Source organism: Mesorhizobium sp. M0960 (assembly GCF_040319055.1).
In the GTDB taxonomy this organism is placed as follows: Bacteria; Pseudomonadota; Alphaproteobacteria; order Rhizobiales; family Rhizobiaceae; genus Mesorhizobium.
In genome coordinates this window covers 533361-554132 of record NZ_JAMYNN010000001.1, presented here as the reverse complement: position 1 = coordinate 554132, position 20772 = coordinate 533361, and the positions used below count along the sequence as shown (strand labels likewise).

23 protein-coding genes, 1 tRNA gene and 1 riboswitch are annotated in these 20772 nt (G+C 63.4%); of the genes, 9 read left to right on the top strand and 15 right to left on the bottom strand.

The features are described from left to right. Positions 1 to 219: 219 nt before the first annotated feature. Together NKH63_RS02840 and NKH63_RS02835 are read left to right on the top strand one after the other, a co-directional pair. The gene (locus NKH63_RS02840) at positions 220 to 603 is read left to right on the top strand and encodes a RidA family protein (RefSeq protein WP_352484505.1); all 384 of its coding nucleotides are present in this window, start codon (positions 220 to 222) and stop codon (positions 601 to 603) included. A 108-nt stretch (positions 604 to 711) separates the two neighbouring features. Next, positions 712 to 1515, top strand: coding sequence for a creatininase family protein (locus NKH63_RS02835; protein WP_023719903.1), 804 nt, complete (start codon positions 712 to 714; stop codon positions 1513 to 1515). Here NKH63_RS02835 and NKH63_RS02830 read toward each other — a convergent pair whose 3' ends face one another. Continuing rightward, the gene (locus NKH63_RS02830; protein ID WP_023719902.1) at positions 1516 to 2025 is read right to left on the bottom strand and encodes a tyrosine phosphatase family protein; all 510 of its coding nucleotides are present in this window, start codon (positions 2023 to 2025) and stop codon (positions 1516 to 1518) included. Further along, positions 2022 to 3080 (bottom strand): threonine-phosphate decarboxylase CobD, encoded by a 1059-nt coding sequence (gene cobD, locus NKH63_RS02825; protein ID WP_352484504.1) that lies wholly within the window; start codon positions 3078 to 3080, stop codon positions 2022 to 2024. The genes NKH63_RS02830 and cobD overlap by 4 nt, the downstream gene beginning before the upstream one ends. Here cobD and cbiB point away from each other — a divergent pair. Continuing rightward, positions 3079 to 4050 carry an adenosylcobinamide-phosphate synthase CbiB gene (cbiB, locus tag NKH63_RS02820; RefSeq protein WP_352484503.1) on the top strand — a complete coding sequence of 324 codons (972 nt, stop codon included), beginning with the start codon at positions 3079 to 3081 and terminating at the stop codon, positions 4048 to 4050. The two genes, cobD and cbiB, sit on opposite strands and share 2 nt — an antisense overlap. Positions 4051 to 4490: 440 nt before the next feature. Here the strand turns inward: cbiB and cobO are convergent, their stop codons facing one another. Genes cobO through NKH63_RS02800 form a run of 4 tightly spaced genes read right to left on the bottom strand, consistent with a single transcriptional unit; the run spans position 4491 to position 6607 of the window. Then, complete coding sequence (gene cobO, locus NKH63_RS02815) at positions 4491 to 5114, bottom strand: cob(I)yrinic acid a,c-diamide adenosyltransferase (RefSeq protein ID WP_352483070.1); 624 nt, start codon at positions 5112 to 5114, stop codon at positions 4491 to 4493. A 1-nt stretch (position 5115) separates the two neighbouring features. Further along, positions 5116 to 5637 (bottom strand): bifunctional adenosylcobinamide kinase/adenosylcobinamide-phosphate guanylyltransferase, encoded by a 522-nt coding sequence (gene cobU, locus NKH63_RS02810; protein ID WP_352483069.1) that lies wholly within the window; start codon positions 5635 to 5637, stop codon positions 5116 to 5118. Next, complete coding sequence (locus tag NKH63_RS02805; protein ID WP_023720717.1) at positions 5630 to 6412, bottom strand: CbtA family protein; 783 nt, start codon at positions 6410 to 6412, stop codon at positions 5630 to 5632. Before NKH63_RS02805 ends, cobU begins: the two co-directional genes overlap by 8 nt. A 15-nt stretch (positions 6413 to 6427) precedes the next feature. Then, positions 6428 to 6607 (bottom strand): CbtB domain-containing protein, encoded by a 180-nt coding sequence (locus NKH63_RS02800; RefSeq protein WP_023720718.1) that lies wholly within the window; start codon positions 6605 to 6607, stop codon positions 6428 to 6430. Positions 6608 to 6643: 36 nt separating this feature from the next. Next, positions 6644 to 6839: riboswitch (cobalamin riboswitch) on the bottom strand. 140 nt (positions 6840 to 6979) lie between these two features. Between NKH63_RS02800 and NKH63_RS02795 the strand changes: the two genes are divergently transcribed. Then, positions 6980 to 8173, top strand: coding sequence for an aromatic ring-hydroxylating oxygenase subunit alpha (locus NKH63_RS02795; protein ID WP_352483068.1), 1194 nt, complete (start codon positions 6980 to 6982; stop codon positions 8171 to 8173). On the opposite strand, the gene NKH63_RS02790 is transcribed toward NKH63_RS02795, so the two are convergent. Then, a complete protein-coding gene (locus NKH63_RS02790) occupies positions 8152 to 9351 on the bottom strand; it encodes an MFS transporter (RefSeq protein WP_023720721.1) in 1200 nt (399 codons plus the stop codon). The genes NKH63_RS02795 and NKH63_RS02790 overlap by 22 nt on opposite strands. Before the next feature lie 247 nt (positions 9352 to 9598). Here NKH63_RS02790 and NKH63_RS02785 point away from each other — a divergent pair, with 247 nt between their 5' ends. Next, entirely contained in the window at positions 9599 to 10597 is a 999-nt protein-coding gene (locus tag NKH63_RS02785) for a heparan-alpha-glucosaminide N-acetyltransferase (protein ID WP_352483067.1), read from the top strand. Positions 10598 to 10613: 16 nt separating this feature from the next. Next, positions 10614 to 11120, top strand: a complete 507-nt coding sequence (locus NKH63_RS02780) for a methyltransferase family protein (RefSeq protein WP_352483066.1) — start codon at positions 10614 to 10616, stop codon at positions 11118 to 11120. Positions 11121 to 11139: 19 nt separating this feature from the next. On the opposite strand, the gene NKH63_RS02775 is transcribed toward NKH63_RS02780, so the two are convergent. Together NKH63_RS02775 and mgtE are read right to left on the bottom strand one after the other, a co-directional pair. Beyond that, positions 11140 to 11526 (bottom strand): MerR family transcriptional regulator, encoded by a 387-nt coding sequence (locus tag NKH63_RS02775; protein WP_023676566.1) that lies wholly within the window; start codon positions 11524 to 11526, stop codon positions 11140 to 11142. A 139-nt stretch (positions 11527 to 11665) separates the two neighbouring features. Further along, complete coding sequence (gene mgtE, locus NKH63_RS02770; RefSeq protein WP_023720724.1) at positions 11666 to 13084, bottom strand: magnesium transporter; 1419 nt, start codon at positions 13082 to 13084, stop codon at positions 11666 to 11668. A gap of 276 nt (positions 13085 to 13360) precedes the next feature. On the opposite strand from mgtE, the gene NKH63_RS02765 reads away from it, so the two are divergent. Then, positions 13361 to 13582 carry a hypothetical protein gene (locus NKH63_RS02765; protein WP_352483065.1) on the top strand — a complete coding sequence of 74 codons (222 nt, stop codon included), beginning with the start codon at positions 13361 to 13363 and terminating at the stop codon, positions 13580 to 13582. 197 nt (positions 13583 to 13779) lie between these two features. On the opposite strand, the gene NKH63_RS02760 is transcribed toward NKH63_RS02765, so the two are convergent. Both NKH63_RS02760 and NKH63_RS02755 read right to left on the bottom strand, forming a co-directional pair. Beyond that, a complete protein-coding gene (locus NKH63_RS02760) occupies positions 13780 to 14262 on the bottom strand; it encodes an SRPBCC family protein (RefSeq protein WP_352483064.1) in 483 nt (160 codons plus the stop codon). Then, positions 14259 to 14576, bottom strand: coding sequence for an ArsR/SmtB family transcription factor (locus NKH63_RS02755; protein WP_352917629.1), 318 nt, complete (start codon positions 14574 to 14576; stop codon positions 14259 to 14261). The genes NKH63_RS02760 and NKH63_RS02755 overlap by 4 nt, the downstream gene beginning before the upstream one ends. Positions 14577 to 15005: 429 nt before the next feature. Here NKH63_RS02755 and NKH63_RS02750 point away from each other — a divergent pair, with 429 nt between their 5' ends. Next, complete coding sequence (locus NKH63_RS02750) at positions 15006 to 15827, top strand: phosphatase PAP2 family protein (RefSeq protein ID WP_352483063.1); 822 nt, start codon at positions 15006 to 15008, stop codon at positions 15825 to 15827. A 143-nt stretch (positions 15828 to 15970) separates the two neighbouring features. Here NKH63_RS02750 and NKH63_RS02745 read toward each other — a convergent pair. Beyond that, positions 15971 to 16055 (bottom strand) — tRNA-Leu (locus tag NKH63_RS02745). 177 nt (positions 16056 to 16232) lie between these two features. Here NKH63_RS02745 and lipB point away from each other — a divergent pair. After that, complete coding sequence (lipB, locus tag NKH63_RS02740; RefSeq protein ID WP_352483062.1) at positions 16233 to 16976, top strand: lipoyl(octanoyl) transferase LipB; 744 nt, start codon at positions 16233 to 16235, stop codon at positions 16974 to 16976. Positions 16977 to 17380: 404 nt separating this feature from the next. On the opposite strand, the gene NKH63_RS02735 is transcribed toward lipB, so the two are convergent. Genes NKH63_RS02735 through proS form a run of 3 tightly spaced genes read right to left on the bottom strand, consistent with a single transcriptional unit; the run spans position 17381 to position 20672 of the window. Continuing rightward, entirely contained in the window at positions 17381 to 18064 is a 684-nt protein-coding gene (locus tag NKH63_RS02735) for an ABC transporter ATP-binding protein (RefSeq protein ID WP_352917628.1), read from the bottom strand. Further along, entirely contained in the window at positions 18061 to 19347 is a 1287-nt protein-coding gene (locus tag NKH63_RS02730) for a lipoprotein-releasing ABC transporter permease subunit (RefSeq protein WP_352483059.1), read from the bottom strand. Before NKH63_RS02730 ends, NKH63_RS02735 begins: the two co-directional genes overlap by 4 nt. Further along, positions 19344 to 20672, bottom strand: coding sequence for a proline--tRNA ligase (gene proS, locus NKH63_RS02725; RefSeq protein ID WP_352483058.1), 1329 nt, complete (start codon positions 20670 to 20672; stop codon positions 19344 to 19346). The genes NKH63_RS02730 and proS overlap by 4 nt, the downstream gene beginning before the upstream one ends. Between the last annotated feature and the right edge of the window lie 100 nt (positions 20673 to 20772).

The window sequence follows — 20772 nt, the reverse complement described above, 5'->3', positions numbered from 1 at the left end:
CAAGAAGCAAGACACATGCCACCGGCGCGTTGCGTCGGGACCGCCCGCTTGTGCAATGCCCGCCTGTGCAATGGCGGCGCGAAGGCCGGACGGGTCATGCTGTACGGAAGGCATCGTGCCTATTTTTTGATCGCCTGTCCACAATCGCCCTCGTGACATGCACCGCCATCTTGATGCCCGCCTACATCCAGCTTTACGCTGCCGTGAACGGAGATTGCCATGTTCAAATTTCTCACGCCGAAGTCGATCAAGCCGCCCTTCGCCCGCTACAGCCATGGCGTCGAGCTGCCGCCCGGCAAGCGGCTGGTGCTGTGTTCGGGCCAGGTCGCGATCACAGCGGACGACCAGATCCCCGAGGAGGCCGGCGCACAGGCCGAGCTCTGTTTCCAGAACATAGCGGCGATTCTCGGCGAGGCCGGGCTCGGCCTGTCCGACATCGTCCGCATCAACGCCTACGTCACCGACCGCGCCTTCCTGCGGCCCTATATGGAGGTTCGCGACCGGCTGTTCGCCAGTCCGGCGCCGGCCTCGACGCTGATGATCGTGTCCGGCTTTGCCCGGCCGGAGTTTAAGGTCGAGATCGAGGTCATCGCGTCGGGTTGAGGAGCGCTGGCCAGCGGCTGGAATCGACAGGCCGATGATCTCAAGTTACACGACAAAGGTTGGTGCCGCCCCTCATCAAGCGCGCATCCAGTCTCTTCGAGGTAAAAAATGGCCGGAACAAAAAAACGCGTATGGTGGGGTGACTACCGGACCACCGAATACGCGACCGTCGATCCTGAGGCGACCATTGCCGTTCTGCCGCTGGCGGCGATCGAGCAGCACGGGCCCCATCTGCCGGTTTCGACCGACACCTCGATCATGAACGGCATGCTGGAAACGGTGATCGCGCGCCTGCCCGGCGATCTCGACATCCGCATCCTGCCGGTTCAGGCGGTGGGCAAGTCGAACGAGCATTTGCATGCGCCCGGCACCCTCACTCTGCCGGCGACGACCCTGGTCGAGGCGTGGACCGAACTTGGCCTGTCGGTCGCACGCGCCGGCGTGCGAAAACTGATTGTCGTCAACTCGCATGGCGGCAATGAGGAGATCATGGGCATCGTCACCCGCGAATTGCGCGTGCGGGCAAAGATGCTGGCGGTAAAGACCAGCTGGCAACGGTTTGGCCGGCCGGCCGGCATGTACACCGACCTCGAAGACCGCCACGGCATTCATGGCGGCGACGTCGAGACCTCGCTGATGCTGCACTTCCGGCCCGACCTCGTCGACATGGCCAAGGCCGACAATTTCGTCTCCAAGGTTGCGCGCGCCGAAAAGGAATTTTCGCTGCTGCGCCACACCGGAACGCACGCCTTCGCCTGGATCGCCAGCGACCTCAACCCGAATGGCGTGGTCGGCGACGCCAGCATTGCAACCGCCGAAAAAGGCCGGCTCACCGCCGAGCATCAAGCCGACGGCTTCATCAGCTTGCTGAAGGACGTGCGCAAGGCAAAGCTGGCGGATTGGCTGGCGTAACTAGCCCTCGATCCTCAGCGCAAACGGCGTGCCCTCAAACGCTTCGGCGCCGCGCCCGATCGCCTCGATGGCGCGGCTCATGCGGCCGTCGCGCTCGAGCAGTGCGTCGGCAATTGCGATCAGCCGCGGATTGGGTGTCGCCGTGGGCGACAGCGCGCGCAGCGTCTTGGCCAGTTCGGCTTCGTCGCGCTTCGGCGCCAGCGCTGCCGCGATAATGTAGGCCGAGGCGGTCGACCGGCTGATGCCGGCATAGCAATGCACCACCAGCGGCCGCGAGCGATCCCATTGGCGGGCGAAATCGAGCAGGTTCAAGACATGCTCCTCGCCCGGCATGGTCATGCCCTCCTGCGCTACCGCAATGTCGTGCATGACCAGGTGCAGATGGTTTTCCCTGGTGATCGAGGCCGGCCGCATCACCTCCGTGCCGGCAGCGAGCAGCGAAAGCAGCCGCCCGGCCCCGGTCTTCGTCACCGTTTCCTCGACTTTGGACAGCGAGCAGACATGGATCATTGGATCGTTTCTCCCTTGGCATCATCGTCGCGCCGCGAGGCCCAGCCGGCAAGCGCTGATTCGAGCCGCCGCCATTCTTCGTCGGCTCCCGGCAGGCCGGCGCGCAACACATCCGGCCGGTCGGCGAAATGCCGAAGCAGGATGCCGCGCTGGCCGAGCACCGAAAACAGGCGGGCGGCGTTCGCCAGCCTGATATAGCGGAACAGCGCGGTGCCAGCGGCGACAGGCACGCCGAACCGGCCGAACAGCGCATCGAGCCGTGCGGCATCCTCGGCCAATCGGCGCCGCATCCCGGCCTGCCAGCCGGTATCGGCAAGCGCCCTTATGCCATATTCGAGCGCCGGCCCGGAAATCGCCCATGGCCCGAATTGCGCCTGCAGCCGCTCGACCGTCAGCGCCTCGGTCAATGCAAAGCCAAGCCGCAGGCCGGCCAGGCCGAAGAACTTGCCGAACGAGCGCAGCACGACGATGCCGCCCTGGTCGACGTCGCCAGCGAGACTTTCGCTGCGTGGGCCGACATCCATGAAGGCCTCGTCGACGACCAGCAGCCCGCCTCTGGCGCGCAATTTTGCGGCAAGTCGAAGCAATCTTTCGCGCTCGACGACGCGCCCGTCCGGGTTGTTGGGATTGACGACGACGGCAAGGTCGGCCGCCGCCAAGGCTTCGAAATCATCGACTTCAGCCGCCGCATGGCCGGCGATCGCCGCTGCCCGCCGATGCTCGGCATAAGTCGGCCCGAGCACCAGCGCCCTGCCCGGGCTGACCAGCGAAGCGACGCGCGGCAACAGGATCTGCGTGCCGGGCGCCGCTGCGACATTCGCCGCCGATGGAGCGCCATAGGCGCTTGCCGCGACTTCGGCCAATTCGCGGGCACGCGCTGCTTCCGGCAATCGCGACAGGGCGGTGGCGGGCAAATCGAAAAGCGGGTAGGAGTGCGGATTGATCCCGGTCGAGAGGTCGACGAAAGGCAGCGGCGCGTGAGGGAAAAGCGCCCTCGCCCGGCCAAGGCTTCCGCCGTGGTCCACTGCCGCCGTCACTCCATCAAGAGACTTCATGTCGATCCTGATCACTTTCCTGTCGCTGGCCATCGAACTTGTACTCGGCTACCCGGCCCAGCTCTTCGATACCATTGGCCATCCCGTCACCTGGTTCGGCAGGCTGATATCCTTTCTCGACGGCAGGCTCAACCGCGCCACTGATTCCGACGCCCACCGTCGCCGCTGGGGCGTGCTCGCGCTGCTGGTCATCGTGCTGGTGCCGGCCGCCCTCGCCTTCTGGATCGAAGCCATGCTTTGGAGCATTCCCCTCGGCTTGTTGGTCATCGCAATCCTGGCGACGTCGCTGCTGTCGCAGAAGAGCCTGGCCGAGCATGTCGAAGCGGTGGCCGACGCCCTCGACAGCGGCGGACTGGACATGGGCCGCATTGCCGTCTCGCGGATCGTCGGCCGCGACCCGGAAAAGCTCGACAGGGCCGCTGTCTGCCGCGCCGCGATCGAAAGCCTGGCCGAGAACTTCTCCGACGGCGTCGTCGCGCCGGCGTTCTGGATCGGCGTTGGCGGGCTCGCCGGCGGCGTCGCCTACAAGGCCGCCAACACCGCCGATTCGATGATCGGCCACCGCACCCCGCGCCACGAGGCCTTCGGCTGGGCGGCGGCGCGCTTCGACGATTGGATCAACCTGCCGGCATCACGGCTGACGGCGCTGCTGATCGTGCTTGCCGCTTTCCTGGTCAAGGGCGCCGATGCCAAAGCCGCCTGGCATGCTGTGCGGCGCGATGCGAAAAAACACCGCTCGCCCAATGCCGGCTGGCCGGAAGCAGCGATGGCCGGTGCGCTCGGCCTGGCGCTCGCCGGCCCCCGTTCCTATGACGGCGTCATGGTCGAAGACGCGTTGATGGGCGAAGGCGGCCGCCGCGACGATATCGAGAGCACCGACATCCGACGGGCGCTGAAACTTTACCGGGTCGCCGACTTACTGCTGATCGCGCTGTTCGGGGTGGTCGCAGTGGTTGTTGTCTTGGCGTGACCTGCGCCCGAGATCGAGCGGAAACAAAAAACCCGCCAAGCGGCGGGTCGTTGGAGCCAGTTAGCACCATAGCGAGATTAGTACCATAGCTGCCGGCACAAAGCAAGAACAAAATTGCTGTGCCCAAAGAATAATCGCCCCAGCTTTGCGCTTCTCATTCCCTGCCTTTGACGTTCGAGGTTGGCGAAATCCGAAGCGCCATCCAATCTCCCCCCTCGCGGGGGAGATGTCCGGCAGGACAGAGGGGGGGCGCGAAGGATCGCCAGCCTCTTGACCGTTCACCTGCTAATGACGGTCTGACGACGTAGTTGTCTCCGACTGACAGGCCGAGGGACAGTGCCCCCCTTTGCCCTGCCGGGCATCTCCCCTATAAGGGGGGAGATCGGCAGCTTCGCCGGCGCCGCCTGCTCCGAAACGCCCTTCCCCGATCGCCAAACCCCTCAGAACTCTATCCCTTGCTGCGCCTTCACGCCGGCGGAGAAGTGGTGCTTGGTCACTCCCATCTCGGTGACCAGATCGGCTGCCTCGACCAATACCGGCTTGGCATTGCGGCCGGTGACGACGACATGCAGGCCCTCGCGACGCGCCTTCAGCGCTGCGACCACCTTTTCGAGGTCGAGATAATCGTAGCGCAACGCGATGTTGAGTTCGTCGAGCACCACGAGGCTGATCGACGGCTCGGCCATCAGCTCGAGCGCCTTGGCCCAGGCGGCCTCAGCGGCCGCGATGTCGCGCTTCAGGTCCTGCGTTTCCCAGGTAAAGCCCTCGCCCATGGCGTGCCAGACGACGCGGTCGCCGAAGCAGGCAAAAGCATCCTTCTCGCCGGTGTGCCATTTGCCTTTGATGAACTGGACGACGCCGACGCGCTTGCCGTAGCCGAGCATTCTGAGCGCCAGCCCGAAGGCGGCCGTGGTCTTGCCCTTGCCCGGACCGGTGTTGACGATCAACAGCCCTTTCTCGACCGTCTTGGCTGCAACCTCGGCGTCCTGCACCGCCTTGCGCTTGGCCATCTTCGCGCGGTGGCGTTCCTCGTCCTTGGGATCGATGTGGTCGGTATCAGCCATGTCATTTCACCCTGAGCGGCAGCCCCGCCACCATCAAAAGCACGGTGTCAGCGACGGCGGCAACGTCCTGGTTCAACCGGCCGGCCGCGTCGCGAAACCGTCTTGCCAGCGCATTCTCCGGCACGATGCCCTGGCCGACCTCGTTGGACACCACGAACCAGGGTCCACGCGGCCGCGACAGCACATCTGCCAGCCTTCGGCATTCGGCCTCGACATCATGTTCGGCCAGCATATGGTTGGTCAGCCACAGCGTCAGGCAATCGATCAGCACCGGCTGGCCGTCAGGCAGTGCCTCGATCGCGCCGGCAAGGTCGAGCGGCGCCTCGATGGTCGTCCAGCCGGCGCTGCGGCGCGAGCGGTGCAGCGCGATCCGTTCGCGCATCTCCTCGTCATAGGCTTGCGCCGTCGCGATATAGCTCCATGGCGCCGGACAGGCACTCACCAGCCTCTCGGCATGCACGCTCTTGCCGGAGCGCGCACCGCCGATGATCAGGGTCAGCGCCCCGGCAGCGCGGTCAGGCAAAGCTGTCGCGCAGGCTGGTCGCCGTGCCGGTGAAGCGGCCGCGCACCACGCCGACGACCGCGCCGAGCACCAGCCAGAACACCAGATTGGTCAGCGTCACCGCCACCACGAACTGATGATGCAGGCCTTCCGGGATTGTCGTCTCGAAGCTGTCGGGCTGCGGCGCGCCGACAATATGCGGCGCCACCATCAACGCCACGGCAAGGACCGCCAGCGGCAGCGATCTGCGGAAGGCGAGCAGGCCGAGACCGGCGGCGGTCGCCACCACCGTTGCCCACCACCAGATCTGGCGTTGGACAAGGTCGGCCGCCGGCATTGCCGGCAATTCCGGCGGCAGGCCGAGGCCCGGCGCCAGCGTGAACACGGCAAAGCCGGCAAGCCCCCAGAACAGGCCCTGGCGCCAATTGCCGATGCCGCCGGCGAACTCCGAAACCGCAACCAGGACCAACGCGAAGCCGATGCCGGTGACGATATTGGCAACGACGCTGAAGGCAAAGCGTTCGAAACCGTCGGCCGGCGCCCAGCCTTCGTCCTCCGCCGGAGCCATTGCTTCAGCCGGTGCCGGCGCGGCGCTGCTTATAGCCATCGTGCCCCCGGCGTTTTCGACCGGTGCCGCAGGTGCCGCGGCATGGTCATGGCCGCCGCCGGCCTGTTCGTAGACTTCCGCCTTCAGGATCAGCGGCACCGTGGCATAGGCCTGCATGCAGGCGAGAACGACGCCGGCCACGAGCCCTGCGATCGCCGCGATGAACACGACGTTGCGAAACAGTGTCATGATGTCAGCCCCTTGTCAGTGGCAGGGAAAGCCCATCGAGTGGCGATAGTCGTGGGCGGCATTGTGGACCGCATCGATGTGCGAGAAGCCGACAAAGCCCATGACGAAAATGCCGAGGAATGCAGCAAGCGCCAGCTGCATGAAACGCGACTGCGAGGAGACGGAAGCGCCGAGCGAGACGGAAGCGGTATTCATGTCTTGTCCTTTCGCCCTCCACCCGAGGGCATAGAAGTCAGTTTCCTGTCGCCGGCAGGTCTCCTGGCTCGCGGATCAGCGCCCTTCCCCACCTTCCCGAAGAAAATCTTCAGTGGCATATGGAGAGGACTACCGCACACAGTTGCGGGGGCAGCCACGGCATTGGGCAAGAATTTCGCCCGCACCGCATTCCCTCTTGGTTCCAAACGGAACCGACGACATCAGCGACTATAGGCAGAATCGCCGCGCCCGGCAAACCAAATTCCGCCGGATCGTGTGGCGAATGCGCCGCCTCGCCAAGCTCGCCGGCCGGCGCCGCAATTGACAATTCTCACAGCCGGGTGTCGGCTGGCGGATGGGGAGGAAGCCGGCATGCAACCCAGCCCGAATGAGCGCGGTCCCTATAACGGCCTGACGCGGGCCGAGCCGACGCTGCCGTCATCGGCCTATTGGGACATCGCAGGCTATCAGCGCGATCTCGAGGCCATCTGGTATCGCAACTGGCTGCTGGTCTGCCGCGAGGCCGACCTTGCCCAGCCGCTGGCATTCAGGACGTTTCGCATAGGCACGCAGGAGATCGTCGTGCTGCGCGACGAGACCGGCGAATTGCGCGCCTTCCACAACACCTGCCGGCATCGCGGCTCGCAGCTTTGCCAGCAGAGCGAAGGACGGCTGAAGGCGCGGCTCATCACCTGCCCCTACCACGCCTGGTCCTATTCGCTGCGCGGCGATCTGGTGCGCGTGCCATCGAAATCGCTGCCGGACGGTTTCGACAAGGCCGATCATCCGCTCTACCGCGTAGCACTGTCGGTGTGGAGCGGTTTCGTTTTCGTCAACCTCGCGGAAGACGCTGCCGGTTCGGCTGAAACATCCTTCGATCCGGCATCCGGCAACCTCGCCAACTGGCCGCTGGAAACGCTGCTGAGCGGCCATGTGCTGCGCAAGGTTATGAACTGCAACTGGAAGATATTTTGGGAGAACTTCAACGAGTGCCTGCACTGCCCTGGCGTCCACAAGGACCTGTCGCGGCTGGTGCCGATCTATGGCCGCGGCCTGATGGGCCGGCACGACGACCCCGAATGGGCGCGCCACGCCGACAATGACGCGCCGGAATTTGCCGGCGGCTTGCGGGCCGGGGCCGAAACCTGGTCGCGCGACGGGCGCGTCCACGGCTCGGTCTTTTCGAGCCTGACGCCGGCCGAGCGTGCTGCCGGGCAGACCTATGCCACCAACTTGCCGTCGATGTTCGTCGTCGGCCATGTCGACTATGTCAGGACCGTGCGGCTGGTGCCGCTTGGGCCGGAGCAGACCGAACTCACCGCCGAATGGCTTTTTTCGCCCGAAGCGCTCGTCGATCCGGCTGCGGATATCGACAACATCGTCGCCTTCGGTACCCAGGTGCTGGAGGAAGACGCTGATATCTGCGAGGTCAACCAGAAGGGCCTGCGCTCGATGCGCCATAAGGCCGGCGTGCTGATGCCCGAGGAATATGATTTGCACCGCTTCCACAACTGGGTGCGCGAGCGGCATGCGGCGCTTGAACATCAAAGCGATTTGGGCAGATAGCGCCAAGTGACGAAGCCGCAGACCGCCGCCAGCAGGCCGAGCGTCGCGAAAACCGCGCCCAGGCCGAAGAACGCCAGCACCACTGAATAGACCAGCGGCGGCGTCAGCTCGGAAAAGTCGAGATAGGTGCGGTAGACCGCCGCCATCTGCGCCCGCTCATACGAGCGCACCGAGCGCATGAACGCGGTCGAGCCCAGCGCATCGAGCGCGATGGTGAAGAAGGCACCGCAAAGCAGCAACGCGCCGGTGACGAGCGGCGCGGCCTCGCCGACGGCGCCGGCCGCCAGCAGCGTCGCCGACATGGCGAAATAGGCAAACGTCATGGTGCGCCGGCCGCCGAAACGCTTTCCCGCCCTGCCCCAGAAGATGGCCATGAACAAAAGCGCATTGCCGGCCGAAACCAAGAGGCCACCGGCGAGCTCGCCCTCGCCGGTGATCACCATGAACAGCGGCCCATAGACAAAGAACGTCGTCCAGAAGCAGGAACGGCCGAAGGCGATCAGCCAGGCCAGCCTCAGCCTTGGCTGCGCGACGAAGCGGCCGATATTGGCCAGCGGATTGACCGGCCGCGTCTTGCCCGGGCGGATCGACGGGTTGTCGCCAAGCCGGTAGGTCCAGAACAGCGCCAGCAGGGCCATGGCGAAGACGGCCACCGCGCTATGCGCGGCATAGATGCCGAAACGCGTGTAGAGGAAAATGCCGAGCGTCGGCCCGGCGGTCCAGGCAAGCATCGACCACGCCATGCGCAGCGACTCGGCCTGCATGAAATCGGTCTTGCGGATGTGGTCCATGATGTAGAGGTTGAGCGTGATCGCCAGCGCGCTGGCGCCGATGACGCGGCAGAGCATGCCGACCGTTTGGCCAGCAAGCGTATGAGTGACGAAGAACAGCGAGCCGACGGCCAGCAGGCAGGCACCGGCGGTATAGACCCAGCGCCGGGCAAAGCGCCGGATCAACATCGGCATGAACAGCGTCGCCGAGAGGCCGAGCATTGCCACGACCGTGTAGAGGATCGAGACGATCTGCTCGTTGTGCAGGATCTCATAGGCCTGGATCGGGATGACGCTGGAGACGGTGGCGCGCGCGAACGATTCGACCGCATAAAGCGAGGCGAAGGTGCGTGCATCCGCCGGCCGCAAGGCCGCAAGCCAGATAGGATGGCGCACATGGGTAGCCATTGCTTTCCCCGAAGCAGAATCGCCCAAAGCAGGGTTTGGAGCACAAATCTGCCGCGGCGATTCCTGGCCGGGTAACAGGAAACCGACGCCTTCACGGCAAAAAGCGAAGCCGGCCAAAGGCTTTCCGGCTCTGGCCTAAAGCGAGTTCTAATGCTGACCCGCGCCAACGCGACGCGAGGACTGCTTCTTTTGACGGTGGCAACCGTGATAGTCGTCTTGCCGGGGCTGAACCAAGACAGCGAGACCGATGAGCATCGCCACGCCGACCACCGCCGTTCAGGATCAACCGAAGGCGAAGCGCATCGCCGCCATCGACATCGCACGCGGCATCGCTTTGCTTGCCATGGCGAGCTATCATTTCACCTGGGATCTCGAATTTTTCGGCTACACCGATCCCGGCCTCACCGCCTTCGGCTGGTGGAAAATCTACGCGCGCTGCATCGCCTCGAGCTTCCTGTTCCTGGTCGGCGTCAGCCTCTATCTCGCCCATGGCAAGAAAATCCGCTGGACAGGCTTCTGGAAGCGCTTCGCCATGGTTGCCGGGGCGGCTCTCGCAATATCGCTGGTCACCCGAATCGCCACGCCCGACGGCTTCGTTTTTTTCGGCATATTGCACGAGATCGCGCTCGCCAGCCTGCTCGGCCTGGCGTTCCTGCGGCTGCCGGCGCTGCTGACACTGCTTGTCGCGGCGTTTGTCATCGCGGCGCCCTTCTACCTCAGATCCGAGGCCTTCGATCATCCGGCTTTGTGGTGGGTCGGTCTATCGGCGACCAATCCGCACTCCAACGACTATGTTCCGCTGCTGCCCTGGTTCGGCGCCGTGCTTGCCGGCATCGCGGTTACCAAACTCGCCGCCACCTCCGGCGTGCTGACCCGGCTGTCGGCCATGACGCCAGGCCGCTGGGCAAACCCGCTGGTCTTCATCGGCCGGCACAGCCTTGCCTTTTATCTGATCCATCAGCCGCTGCTGATCGGCTCGGTCTGGCTGTTTTCGCAATTCATGCCGGCGCGGGTCGAAAGCAGGGAGGTGAACTTTCTGAAATCCTGCCAAATATCCTGCGAGCAGGCGCGCGACACCGAGTTCTGCTCCAGCTATTGTGCCTGCATGCTGGACACTCTCCAGGGCGAAGCCTCGCTTGACCGGCTCTACAGCAACGACCAGTCCCCGGAGTGGAAGGCGCATATTGGCGAGCTCGCCGGCACCTGCACCGCCCAAACCGAGACGGCGGAACCGAGAACGCGCTAATCGAGGGAGGACAACAATGACCGACAGTCACCCGAAACCCGTGCAGCAAAATCCTGGGCAGCCGAAGCTGGGGCACATCCCATGGCCGCCGCTGATCTATGTCGCCGCCATCATCGTCAGCGTCGCGCTAGGGTTTTTCTATCCACTGCCGTGGATCGGCGATCTTCTCGGCGACATCCTGTTCGCCGCCGGCCTTGTGGGGTTGGTGGCGGTCGCCGCGCTCTGGTTCACCGCGATCCGCACCATGATCCGCGCCAAAACGACGCTCAACCCCAACGGCGTGCCGGACCATCTGGTGACCACCGGACCCTTCGCCGTCAGCCGCAACCCGATCTACCTCGCCAACACATTGCTGCTGGTCAGCCTCGCCTTTGTCTCGGGGATCGCCTGGTTCCTGCCGCTCGCGGTCATCGCGGCGTTCCTGACGCAGAAGCTGACGATCGAGAGCGAGGAGAAGGTGCTGACGGCCAAATTCGGCAAGAAGTACCGGGACTACGCCAAAAGGGTGCGGCGCTGGATTTGAGCCGGGGCTGACACCGCGCTTACGTGGTGACGCCGAGTTCAACCAGCCGCTCGACGCAGGATTCCTCGGCCTGGTCGAGCTCGGCCAGGGTCTCCTCGAGGTCGCGGCGTTTCTGGCGAAGATCCTCGCGCTTTTCCTCGATGCGCTTGATCATCAGCTTGAGTTGGCCGACCTCGCCGGGCGGCTCCCTGTACATCTGGATGATTTCGCGGATCTCGTTGATCGAGAAGCCGAGCCTCTTGCCGCGCATGATCTGGCGGATGAGATGCCGGTCCGACGGACGGAACAGCCGGGTGCGGCCGCGCCTTACCGGCTGCACCAGCCCTTCGTCCTCGTAGAAGCGCAACGTCCGCGTCGACACGTCGAATTCGCGGGTCAGCTCCGTGATCGAATAATATTCCCGCATCGCCACTCCAATGCCCCGGCCACGCCGCGAGTTCCAACTGGCCGGCGCCGCCGGCATCCAGGCGCGTACCAGAATCGGCGGACAAGGCACCTTCCAAAGCCTCGCACGGCATTTACGTAAAAGTCAATTGAGGTGCCGTTCAGCCTACGCCGAACCACCATGTGGCAAGCCCGAGAAAGGCAAAGAAACCGACGACATCGGTGACCGTAGTGACGAAAACCGCCGAAGCCACAGCCGGATCGATCTTGAAGCGGTCGAGCAGCAGCGGGATCAGGATGCCCGCCAGAGCCGCCACGAACATGTTGATGATCATCGCCGCCGCGATGATGCCGCCGAGATTGCGATCGTGGAACCAGGCAGCCGCGACGATGCCGATCAGGATGGCGAAGATGATGCCGTTGATGAAGCCCACCCCGATTTCGCGGCGGATGATGCGGCCGGCATTGTAGATATCGAGGTCCCTCGTCGCCAGCGCCCGCACGGTGACGGTCATGGTCTGCGAGCCGGCATTGCCGCCCATGCCGGCGACGATCGGCATCAGCACCGCCAGCGCCACGATATGCTCGATGGTGCGGTCGAACAGGCCGATCACCGAAGCCGCGAGGAAGGCCGTCAAAAGGTTGACCAGCAGCCACGGCACACGCGAGCGCGAAGTCGAAAGGATGCTGTCCGAGAGTTCTTCGTCGCCGACGCCGCCCATGCGCAGCAGATCTTCCTCGGCCTCCTGCTGGATGACGTCGACGACGTCGTCGATGGTCAGCACGCCGACCAGCCGCTCGTTCTCGTCGACGACGGCAGCGGACAGAAGATCGTATTGTTCGAATTCGCGTGCCGCCTCCTCCTGGTCCATGGTGGCCGGGATGGCATGCCTGGTCTCATGCATGACCTCTTCGACCTTGACCGAGCGCTTGGTGCGCAGGATCTGGTCGAGGTCGATGGCGCCGAGCAGCTTGAAGCTCGGATCGATGACGAAGATCTGGCTGAAACGGTCGGGAAGGTTGTTGTCCTCGCGCATGTAGTCGATGGTCTGGCCGATCGTCCAGAATGGCGGCACCGCGACGAACTCCGTCTGCATGCGGCGGCCGGCGGTCTCTTCGGGATAGTCGAGCGAGCGCCGCAGCCTGATCCGCTCGGTGAACGGCAGTTGCGACAGGATCTCGTCCTGGTCCTCCTGGTCGAGGTCCTCGAGGATGTAGACGGCATCGTCGGAATCGAGCTCCTGCACGGCCTGGGCGATCTGCGCATTGGGCAGATTGTCGACGATGTCGCGCCTGATCGCCTCGTCGACCTCGGTCAGCGCGGAAAAATCGAAATCCTTGCCCAGCAATTCGACCAGGGCGCGGCGCTGTTCCGGGTGCAGCGCCTCGAGCAGGTGGCCGAGTTCCGACTGGTGCAGATCGTCGACTTCGCGCTTCAGCGTCAGCGTATCGCGATCGGCGATCGCGGCACCGATCTGGGTGAGAAACGACGACAGGATGACGCCGTCCTCGTCATAGATGTCGGCGCGGCGCTCCTCAGCGGCCCTGGCGCCGGTCATGTGTTCGTCCTGGCCTTCCACCAGCGCCTCCCGCCATCGGATTTCCGGATAAGGTGCCTGTCAGGTCTAGACCATGATCCTGAAAAGTGGAAACCGGTTTTCCGAAAAGATCATGGTCAAACACAAAGATGGAGCGGCGGCACGATTGGCTTGAGCATCGGCCTCTCCGTGCGCAACGGACGGATAGCAGACGACCTTGCGAGCTGCCGGTTGCCCAAGATTGATAATTAAAGATTGATAATTAGAGAATTCTAATTTAGCATCTCTATAATTACCGGTAATAAAGGGAGGGTGTTTATGGCGAAGTATCTGTTCACCAGCCTTGCGTTGGTTTGTTCGGGAATACTTTTGAACCCGATTACCGCCGATGCAAAGGCCTTCAAATCTTTTCAGGGCAAGGAATGCAAGCCTGACTACAAACGGCTTTGCCCAATGACACCGATCGGCAAATGCGACCTTCAGAGCATGATCGAGCAGTTGTCACCCGCCTGCAAGGCTTTCGTCGAGAAGCACCGGTAATCCAGCTCTGCCATCGCCGCCGACCAACCGCCGGGTAGTCCGCGACAACGCCAGGTGTGGTGTGCCCCGGTCGGGGAATCGGTCGCCCAACAACATTAGTCCCGGTGGTCGGGCAGAACGGCATATGCTGCACCGGGAATGAGGCGAGGCCGACGCTGCGACGGCCTCGCTGGATATCGGGCTTAGAGGCCTGCCGATCAGGCAGCGTAGCGTTTGGCCTCAGCCGCGTAGGCGCCAAGGACACCACTCCAGCCACGCTCCGATTCGAAGGCCTGGCGCGCTGCTTCTGCGGTCTCGCCCATGTTCTCCAGAAGCCGGTGCTCGAGTTCCACCCGCGTCGAATTCTCGCCGAGCGCGACAAAGCGGATGTCGACCTCGGTCAGCAATGCCGGATCGTAGCGCCAGCCGGCCCCGATACGCCAGGCGAGCGTCAGCCTCGACGGCGGATCCCAGGCGAGAACCTCGCCCCAATCGCATTGTGACCCATCCTCGCCGATCTCGTACCAGCGGCCGCCGGCTTTCGGTTCGATCACCGCGGTCGTCAGGGCGGATTTGCCGATTGAGTGCGAAGCCGGCCACCACCGTCCGAACCCTGTCGTGAACACATCGAATGCCTTGTCGAGCGGCACCTCCACGGTCACCGACTTCCTGACCGGTGCGGGCTTGATCATAGTCGTCATTTCCTCTTCTCCTTGCTGTTGTCGACTTCCCGTTTGAAGGCGTCGAGCGCATCGCCCCACATGCGATCGAGCCAGGCGCGCATCTCGCCGAGCCCATGCGGGTCGAGATGATAGATATTGCTGGCGCCCTTGGGCTCGGCACGGACCAGTCGGGCTTCCTTCAGCACTTTGAGGTGCTGCGATACCGCCGGCTGCGAGACCGGAAGCACCCGCGTCAGATCGATGACCGAGCGCGGCCGATCGGCGATGAGCTCGAACACCTTGCGGCGTGTCGGATCGGCCAAGGCCACCATTCCTGCGTAATCAAAAACCATGACTTATGATAAGCTAAAACTTATGATAGGTCAACCGAGGGAGTGGCGGGCCCGTGTTTAAGCACCGGCCGGTTCGACCCCGAGGCTCCGGGCAATTCCTTCGCGCGGGGCATGGACAGCAATGCGGATGCAAGATTGCTCAGGGAATCAATCCACCGCATGCGAGCCGGCAGGTGTCGACCACCGGGGAAAAGTAAACCTGACGGCAAGGTTTTTACCTTATCGGTGTATATGTCTCTCCGGCGAAACATTAAGAACGGGTAAATTGGCTTGGCCCTAACTACGGAAGCCTCTCGCCACAGGCCCTCAGCCATATGGCAATTGCGCCTCTCCTTGTTTATGGCAATGTACGTGTTAGGTGCATCTGCACTATATCCAGAAGTATTCCGTACATCAGCCCTAATCTATTCTCACAAGTTTCTTATTGGCATGCCGGTCTTGTTTATCGGTGGCGTCTGTTGTGCCGCGCTCATCCATGGCCGACGGCAACCGGTTCGCTACGCCCTGGATTTGGTTCAAGGGCGCTGGCGCGGCTGTCTGTTGGTGCTGCTGTTCTTCTTTGCCAGCTTGACCGCGTTCTCCACCTACAAGATCGCCATCCCGTCCGTCGTCCCATACTATGCCGACCACTGGTTAGCCGACGCTGATGAATGGTTGCACGGGATGCCGCCGTGGGAGATCGCCCATAAGCTCGACAGCAACGGGTGGTCGCTCGTCGTCTTCAACAGCTATGAAGTCATTTGGTTCTACCAGTGGTTCGGCACCATCCTTTTCGTGGCGCTCTGGTCGGACGAGATTGCGCGCATCCGCTATCTCAGCGCGGCAGCGCTGACGTTGTGCATCCTCGGAACTGTCTTGGCTTTGGCGCTGGCATCGGTCGGGCCGGTTTACTACCACCAGTTTGTTGGCGTGGATCGCTTCCACGGATTGAATGCCGCCTTGGACAGACTGGACCATAGTTACATGGTGCGGGAACCCGCAGCATATCTCCTGATGGCTTACCGGAGTGGCCGGCCAAGCCTTGGCGGCGGCATCTCGGCCATGCCAAGCATGCATGTCGCCTTTGCCGCACTGAACGCCTATTTGCTGTCCTCGATCAATCTCTGGCTGGGCGCTCTGGGTTGGGCGTTTGCAGCCCTGATCCTGTACGGATCGGTGTACACTGGATGGCACTATGCCCTGGACGGCTACGTATCGATCGCTGCTGTATCTGTGATCTGGTGGGCAACCGGACGCCTGGTGCGCGAATAATTATCCACGCAAACCGCATATATGGCTACGCGCCGATGGCGTTTTCGCATCGGCCAAACTCGCGATCGCAGGCAAAAAAGCCTCGCGCCTGACAAAGACGCTCTTTGCCGTGCTCGAACTCAACGGGGCGCTTTCGAATTTAATGGTGCGGTCGAGAAGACTCGAACTTCCACGGGTTGCCCCACAGCGACCTCAACGCTGCGCGTCTACCAATTCCGCCACGACCGCACGTGGTAGGAGCCAGAACGAACCGGCCCGCGGCGTGTAGCAAATCGTTTCCGGTGAAACAAGTGCGCGGCCAGCAATAATCGGCCGGATATCGGCTTAACTCTGCAAAGCGCCGAACGTGCCCGGAACTGGACGTTTGTACCGATTGCCGCCATATGAGGGGCGAGACGAGATATCATGACAGAACGCAGCCAGATCGCCACGTCGTTCCTGCCCTCGCCCGGCTCGGCGCCGGTCGAATGGCGCATTGAGCCCGGGCTCACCGCCTATCCCGATGCGCTCGCCGTGATGGAGGCGCGCGCCGAAGCAATCCGCAGCGGCGCGGCTGGCGAGATGGTCTGGCTGGTCGAGCATCCGCCGCTCTATACCGCCGGCACCAGCGCCCGTTTCGAGGACCTGATCGAGCCGGACCGCTTCCCGGTCTTTGCCGCCGGGCGCGGCGGCGAATACACCTATCATGGGCCGGGCCAGCGCGTCGCCTATGTCATGCTCGACCTCAAGCGGCGGCGCGAGGATGTCCGCGCCTTCGTCGCGGCACTCGAACAATGGATCATCGGCACGCTGGCCGCCTTCAACGTACGCGGCGAACGCCGCGAGGACCGCGTCGGCGTCTGGGTGGTGCGGCCGGATCGCCCCGCTTTGCCCGACGGCTCGGTCGCCGAGGACAAGATCGCTGCCATCGGCATCAGGCTGAGGCGCTGGGTGAGCTTTCACGGCATTGCCATCAATGTCGAGCCGGATCTCGGCCATTTCAGCGGCATCGTGCCGTGCGGCGTCCAGGATCACGGCGTCACCAGCCTCATCGATCTCGGCCTTCCCGTAACAATGGCCGATCTCGACCTGGCGCTGAAATCAGCCTTCGAAGATGTCTTCGGCCCGGCAGCGCCTTTGCAGGTCGAGGCGGCCCGCAAAGTCGGCTGACAGAACCTCACTGAAGACCGTAGTCCTACGCTGCGCCCCTCGCCTCCGCGAAGAACGGGTCGTCAGCGTTCGAGCCATGTCTTTCAGCGCATCCTCACATCGCGCCGATCCAGATTGCCATGGAAATGAGGAACGTGCTCATGCACACCAGCGAAACGACATCCTGAACAAGATCGGTCATAACTCTCTCCTGTTGTTAGTATGTTCGTATTTTGTTCTAATTTTGTTCGAATGTCAACGATCGCAATCCCGGCATGGCCGGAATTGCGTGCGGTCAATTTCGGCAGGGTTAAGAAAGGGTTGAGAGGCAGATTGCCGACGGTTTCGGGCCGAGAGCGCGCACGAAAAATAGCGGACGGCGCACGCCAGTTCGCAGGCCGGCATCACCTCGGTCTTAGCACACCCTAAATCGGGACGACCTTGCAGTCGGCAAGCGTCACGCGGCGATCCATGCGCGAGGCAAGCTCGTGATTATGGGTGGCGATCAGCGCCGCCAGGCCGGATTGCCGGACCAGCGCTGCCAGCGCCTCGAACACATAGGAAGCAGTCACCGGGTCGAGGTTGCCGGTCGGCTCGTCGGCCAAAAGCACCAGCGGTGCGTTGGCGACGGCGCGCGCAATGGCGACGCGCTGCTGCTCGCCGCCGGAGAGCTCGGAAGGGCGATGCTGCGCCCGCTTGCCGATCTGCATGTAGTCGAGCAATTGCGCCGCCCGCTCGGCCGCCTCCTTGCGCGCCAGCCCTTTTATCAGCTGCGGCATCATGATGTTTTCCAGCGCCGAGAATTCAGGCAGCAAATGATGGAACTGGTAGACGAAGCCGACATCGTTGCGGCGGATCGCCGTGCGCTCGTCGTCGGAAAGCCGGCCGCAGGCGCGCCCCGCCAGGATCACGTCGCCGGCGTCCGGCCGCTCCAGCAGCCCGGCGGTGTGGAGCAGCGTCGACTTGCCGGTGCCCGACGGCGCCACCAGCGCCACCATCTCGCCACGCTTAAGCGAAAAATCGGCGCCGTTCAGGATGGTCAGCTTGCGCGGCCCCTGCACATAGTGCCGTTCGACGCTCTTCAGCTCGATAATGGCCTCGGCCATCATTCGTACCTCAGCGCTTCGACCGGATCGAGCCTGGCCGCCCGCCACGCCGGAAACAGTGTCGCCAGGAACGACAGCGCCAAAGCCATGAGAACGACCGAGATCGTCTCGCTGGCATCCATGCGGGCCGGCAGCTGGCTTAGGAAATAAAGCTCGGGATTGAACAGCCGCTCGTCGGCCAGCCAGGAGAAGAACTGGCGGATGCGCTCGACGTTGAGGCAGATCAAGATACCGAGCAGCACGCCGGCGATGGTGCCGACAACGCCGATCGCAGCGCCTGTCATCAGGAAGATGCGCAGGATCGCGCCGCGCGTCGCTCCCATGGTGCGCAGGATGGCGATGTCGTGGCCCTTGTCCTTCACCAGCATGATCAGGCCCGAAATGATGTTGAGCGCCGCCACCAGCACGATCAGCGTCAGGATCATGAACATGACGTTGCGCTCGACCTGCAGCGCGTCGAAGAACGTCTTGTTGCGTTGCCGCCAATCGACAAGGCTGATCGGCCGCTGCGCCGCCTCTTCGACCTTCGGCTTCAGCGCGTCGATATTGTCGGGATTGTCGGTGTAGATCTCGATCGTCTGCGCCCGGCCGTCCATGTTGAAATAAAGCTGCGCTTCCGAGAACGGCATGTAAACGATGGAGCTGTCATATTCCGACATGCCGACCTCGAAGATCGCGGTGACCGGATAGCCCTTCATGCGCGGCGTCGTGCCGAGCGGCGTGACGTCGCCCTCGGGCGAGATCAGCGTGATCGTATCGCCAAGCACAAGGCCGAGATTCTCGGCCATGCGGCTGCCGATGGCGACGCCCTCGCCGGTGTCGAAGCCGACGATCGAGCCCTCCTTGATGTTGTTGGCGACGATGGTGATCTTGCCGAGGTCCTCGCCGCGTATGCCGCGCACCAGCGCGCCGGTGCCGCCGCCGACATTGCCTTGCGCCAGCACCTGCCCGTCGATCAGCGGAATGGCGTATTTGACGCCGGGCACGCCGTTGATGCGGCCGGCGACCTGGGCATAGTCCTCCAGCGGCATGTCGAGCGGCTGCACGATCAGGTGCCCGTTGACGCCGAGGATGCGCGTCAGCAGTTCGGCGCGAAAGCCGTTCATGACCGCCATGACGACGATCAGCGTGGCAACGCCCAGCATGATGCCGAGGAAGGAGATCGAGGCGATGACCGAGATCACCGTCTCCTTGCGGCGCGAGCGCAGATAGCGCCACGCAACCATACGCTCAAAGCCGGAAAAGGGTCCTGCCCCCGAAGGTTTGGCTGCTGCCGCTTCGTTCATGCGGCGGCACCGAAACGCTTTTTCACGTCGCCGATCGGCAGCGTCTCGCGCTCGCCGGTCCTGCGGTTCTTGATCTCGACCTCGCCGGCTGCGACGCCGCGCGGCCCCACGATCACCTGCCACGGAAGTCCGATCAGGTCGGCGGTAGCGAACTTGCCTCCCGGCCGCTGGTCGGTGTCATCGTAGAGCACCTCCTTGCCGGCGGCGGCAAAGGCGGCATGCATCTCACCGCAGACGCGGTCGCATTCGGCATCGCCAGCCTTCATGTTGATCAGGCCGATGTCGAACGGCGCCACCGCTTCCGGCCAGATGATGCCGTTATCGTCATGGCTGGCCTCGATAATCGCCGCGACCAGCCGCGACGGACCGATGCCGTAGGAACCGCCAGAGACGAAATGATCCTTGCCGTCCGGCCCGGTCACCTTGGCGCCCATCGGCTTGGAATATTTGTCGCCGAAATGGAAGATATGGCCAACCTCGATGCCGCGCGCCGAGACCTTGTCGGCTTCGGAGAGCTTTTCCCATGCCGCCTCGTCATGCATTTCGTCGGTGGCGGCATAGGGCGTCGTCCATGTCTTGACGATCTCGGCAATCTCGGCGTCATTCGAAAAGTCGGTATTCGCCCCTGGTACATCAAGCGAGAGATAGTCGCGATGGCAAAACACCTGGCTCTCGCCGGTGTCGGCCAGGATGATGAACTCATGGCTGAGGTCGCCGCCGATCGGCCCGGTGTCGGCGCGCATCGGGATCGCCTGCAGCCCCATGCGCGTGAACGTCCTGAGATAGGACACGAACATACGGTTATAAGCGGCCTTGGCGCCTTCATAATCGAGGTCGAAGGAATAGGCGTCCTTCATTAGGAATTCGCGCGAACGCATGACGCCAAAGCGCGGGCGCACCTCGTCGCGAAACTTCCACTGGATATGATAGAGGTTGAGCGGCAGGTCCTTGTAGGACTTGACGTAGGAGCGGAAGATCTCGGTGACCATCTCCTCGTTGGTCGGGCCGTAGAGCATGTCGCGATCTTGCCGGTCCTTGATGCGCAGCATCTCCTTGCCGTAGTCTTCGTAGCGGCCGCTTTCGCGCCACAGCTCGGCCGATTGGATGGTCGGCATCAGGATTTCGAGCGCGCCGGCGCGATTCTGCTCCTCGCGAATGATCCGGCAGACCTTGTCCAGTACCCGCTTGCCGAGCGGCAGCCAGGAGAAGCTGCCTTGCCCCTGCTGGCGGATCATGCCGGCGCGCAGCATCAGCCGATGCGAGACGATCTCGGCCTCGCGCGGATTTTCTTTGAGGATGGGCAGGAAATAGCGCGACAAACGCATGAACTGGTCCGTGAGAGAGGATGGCGGCGCCGGAATCGGCGCAGCGCAGGCTTGCTTGCCCCGGCTTCATAGCCATTTCATGGCGGAATGGAAACCCGGC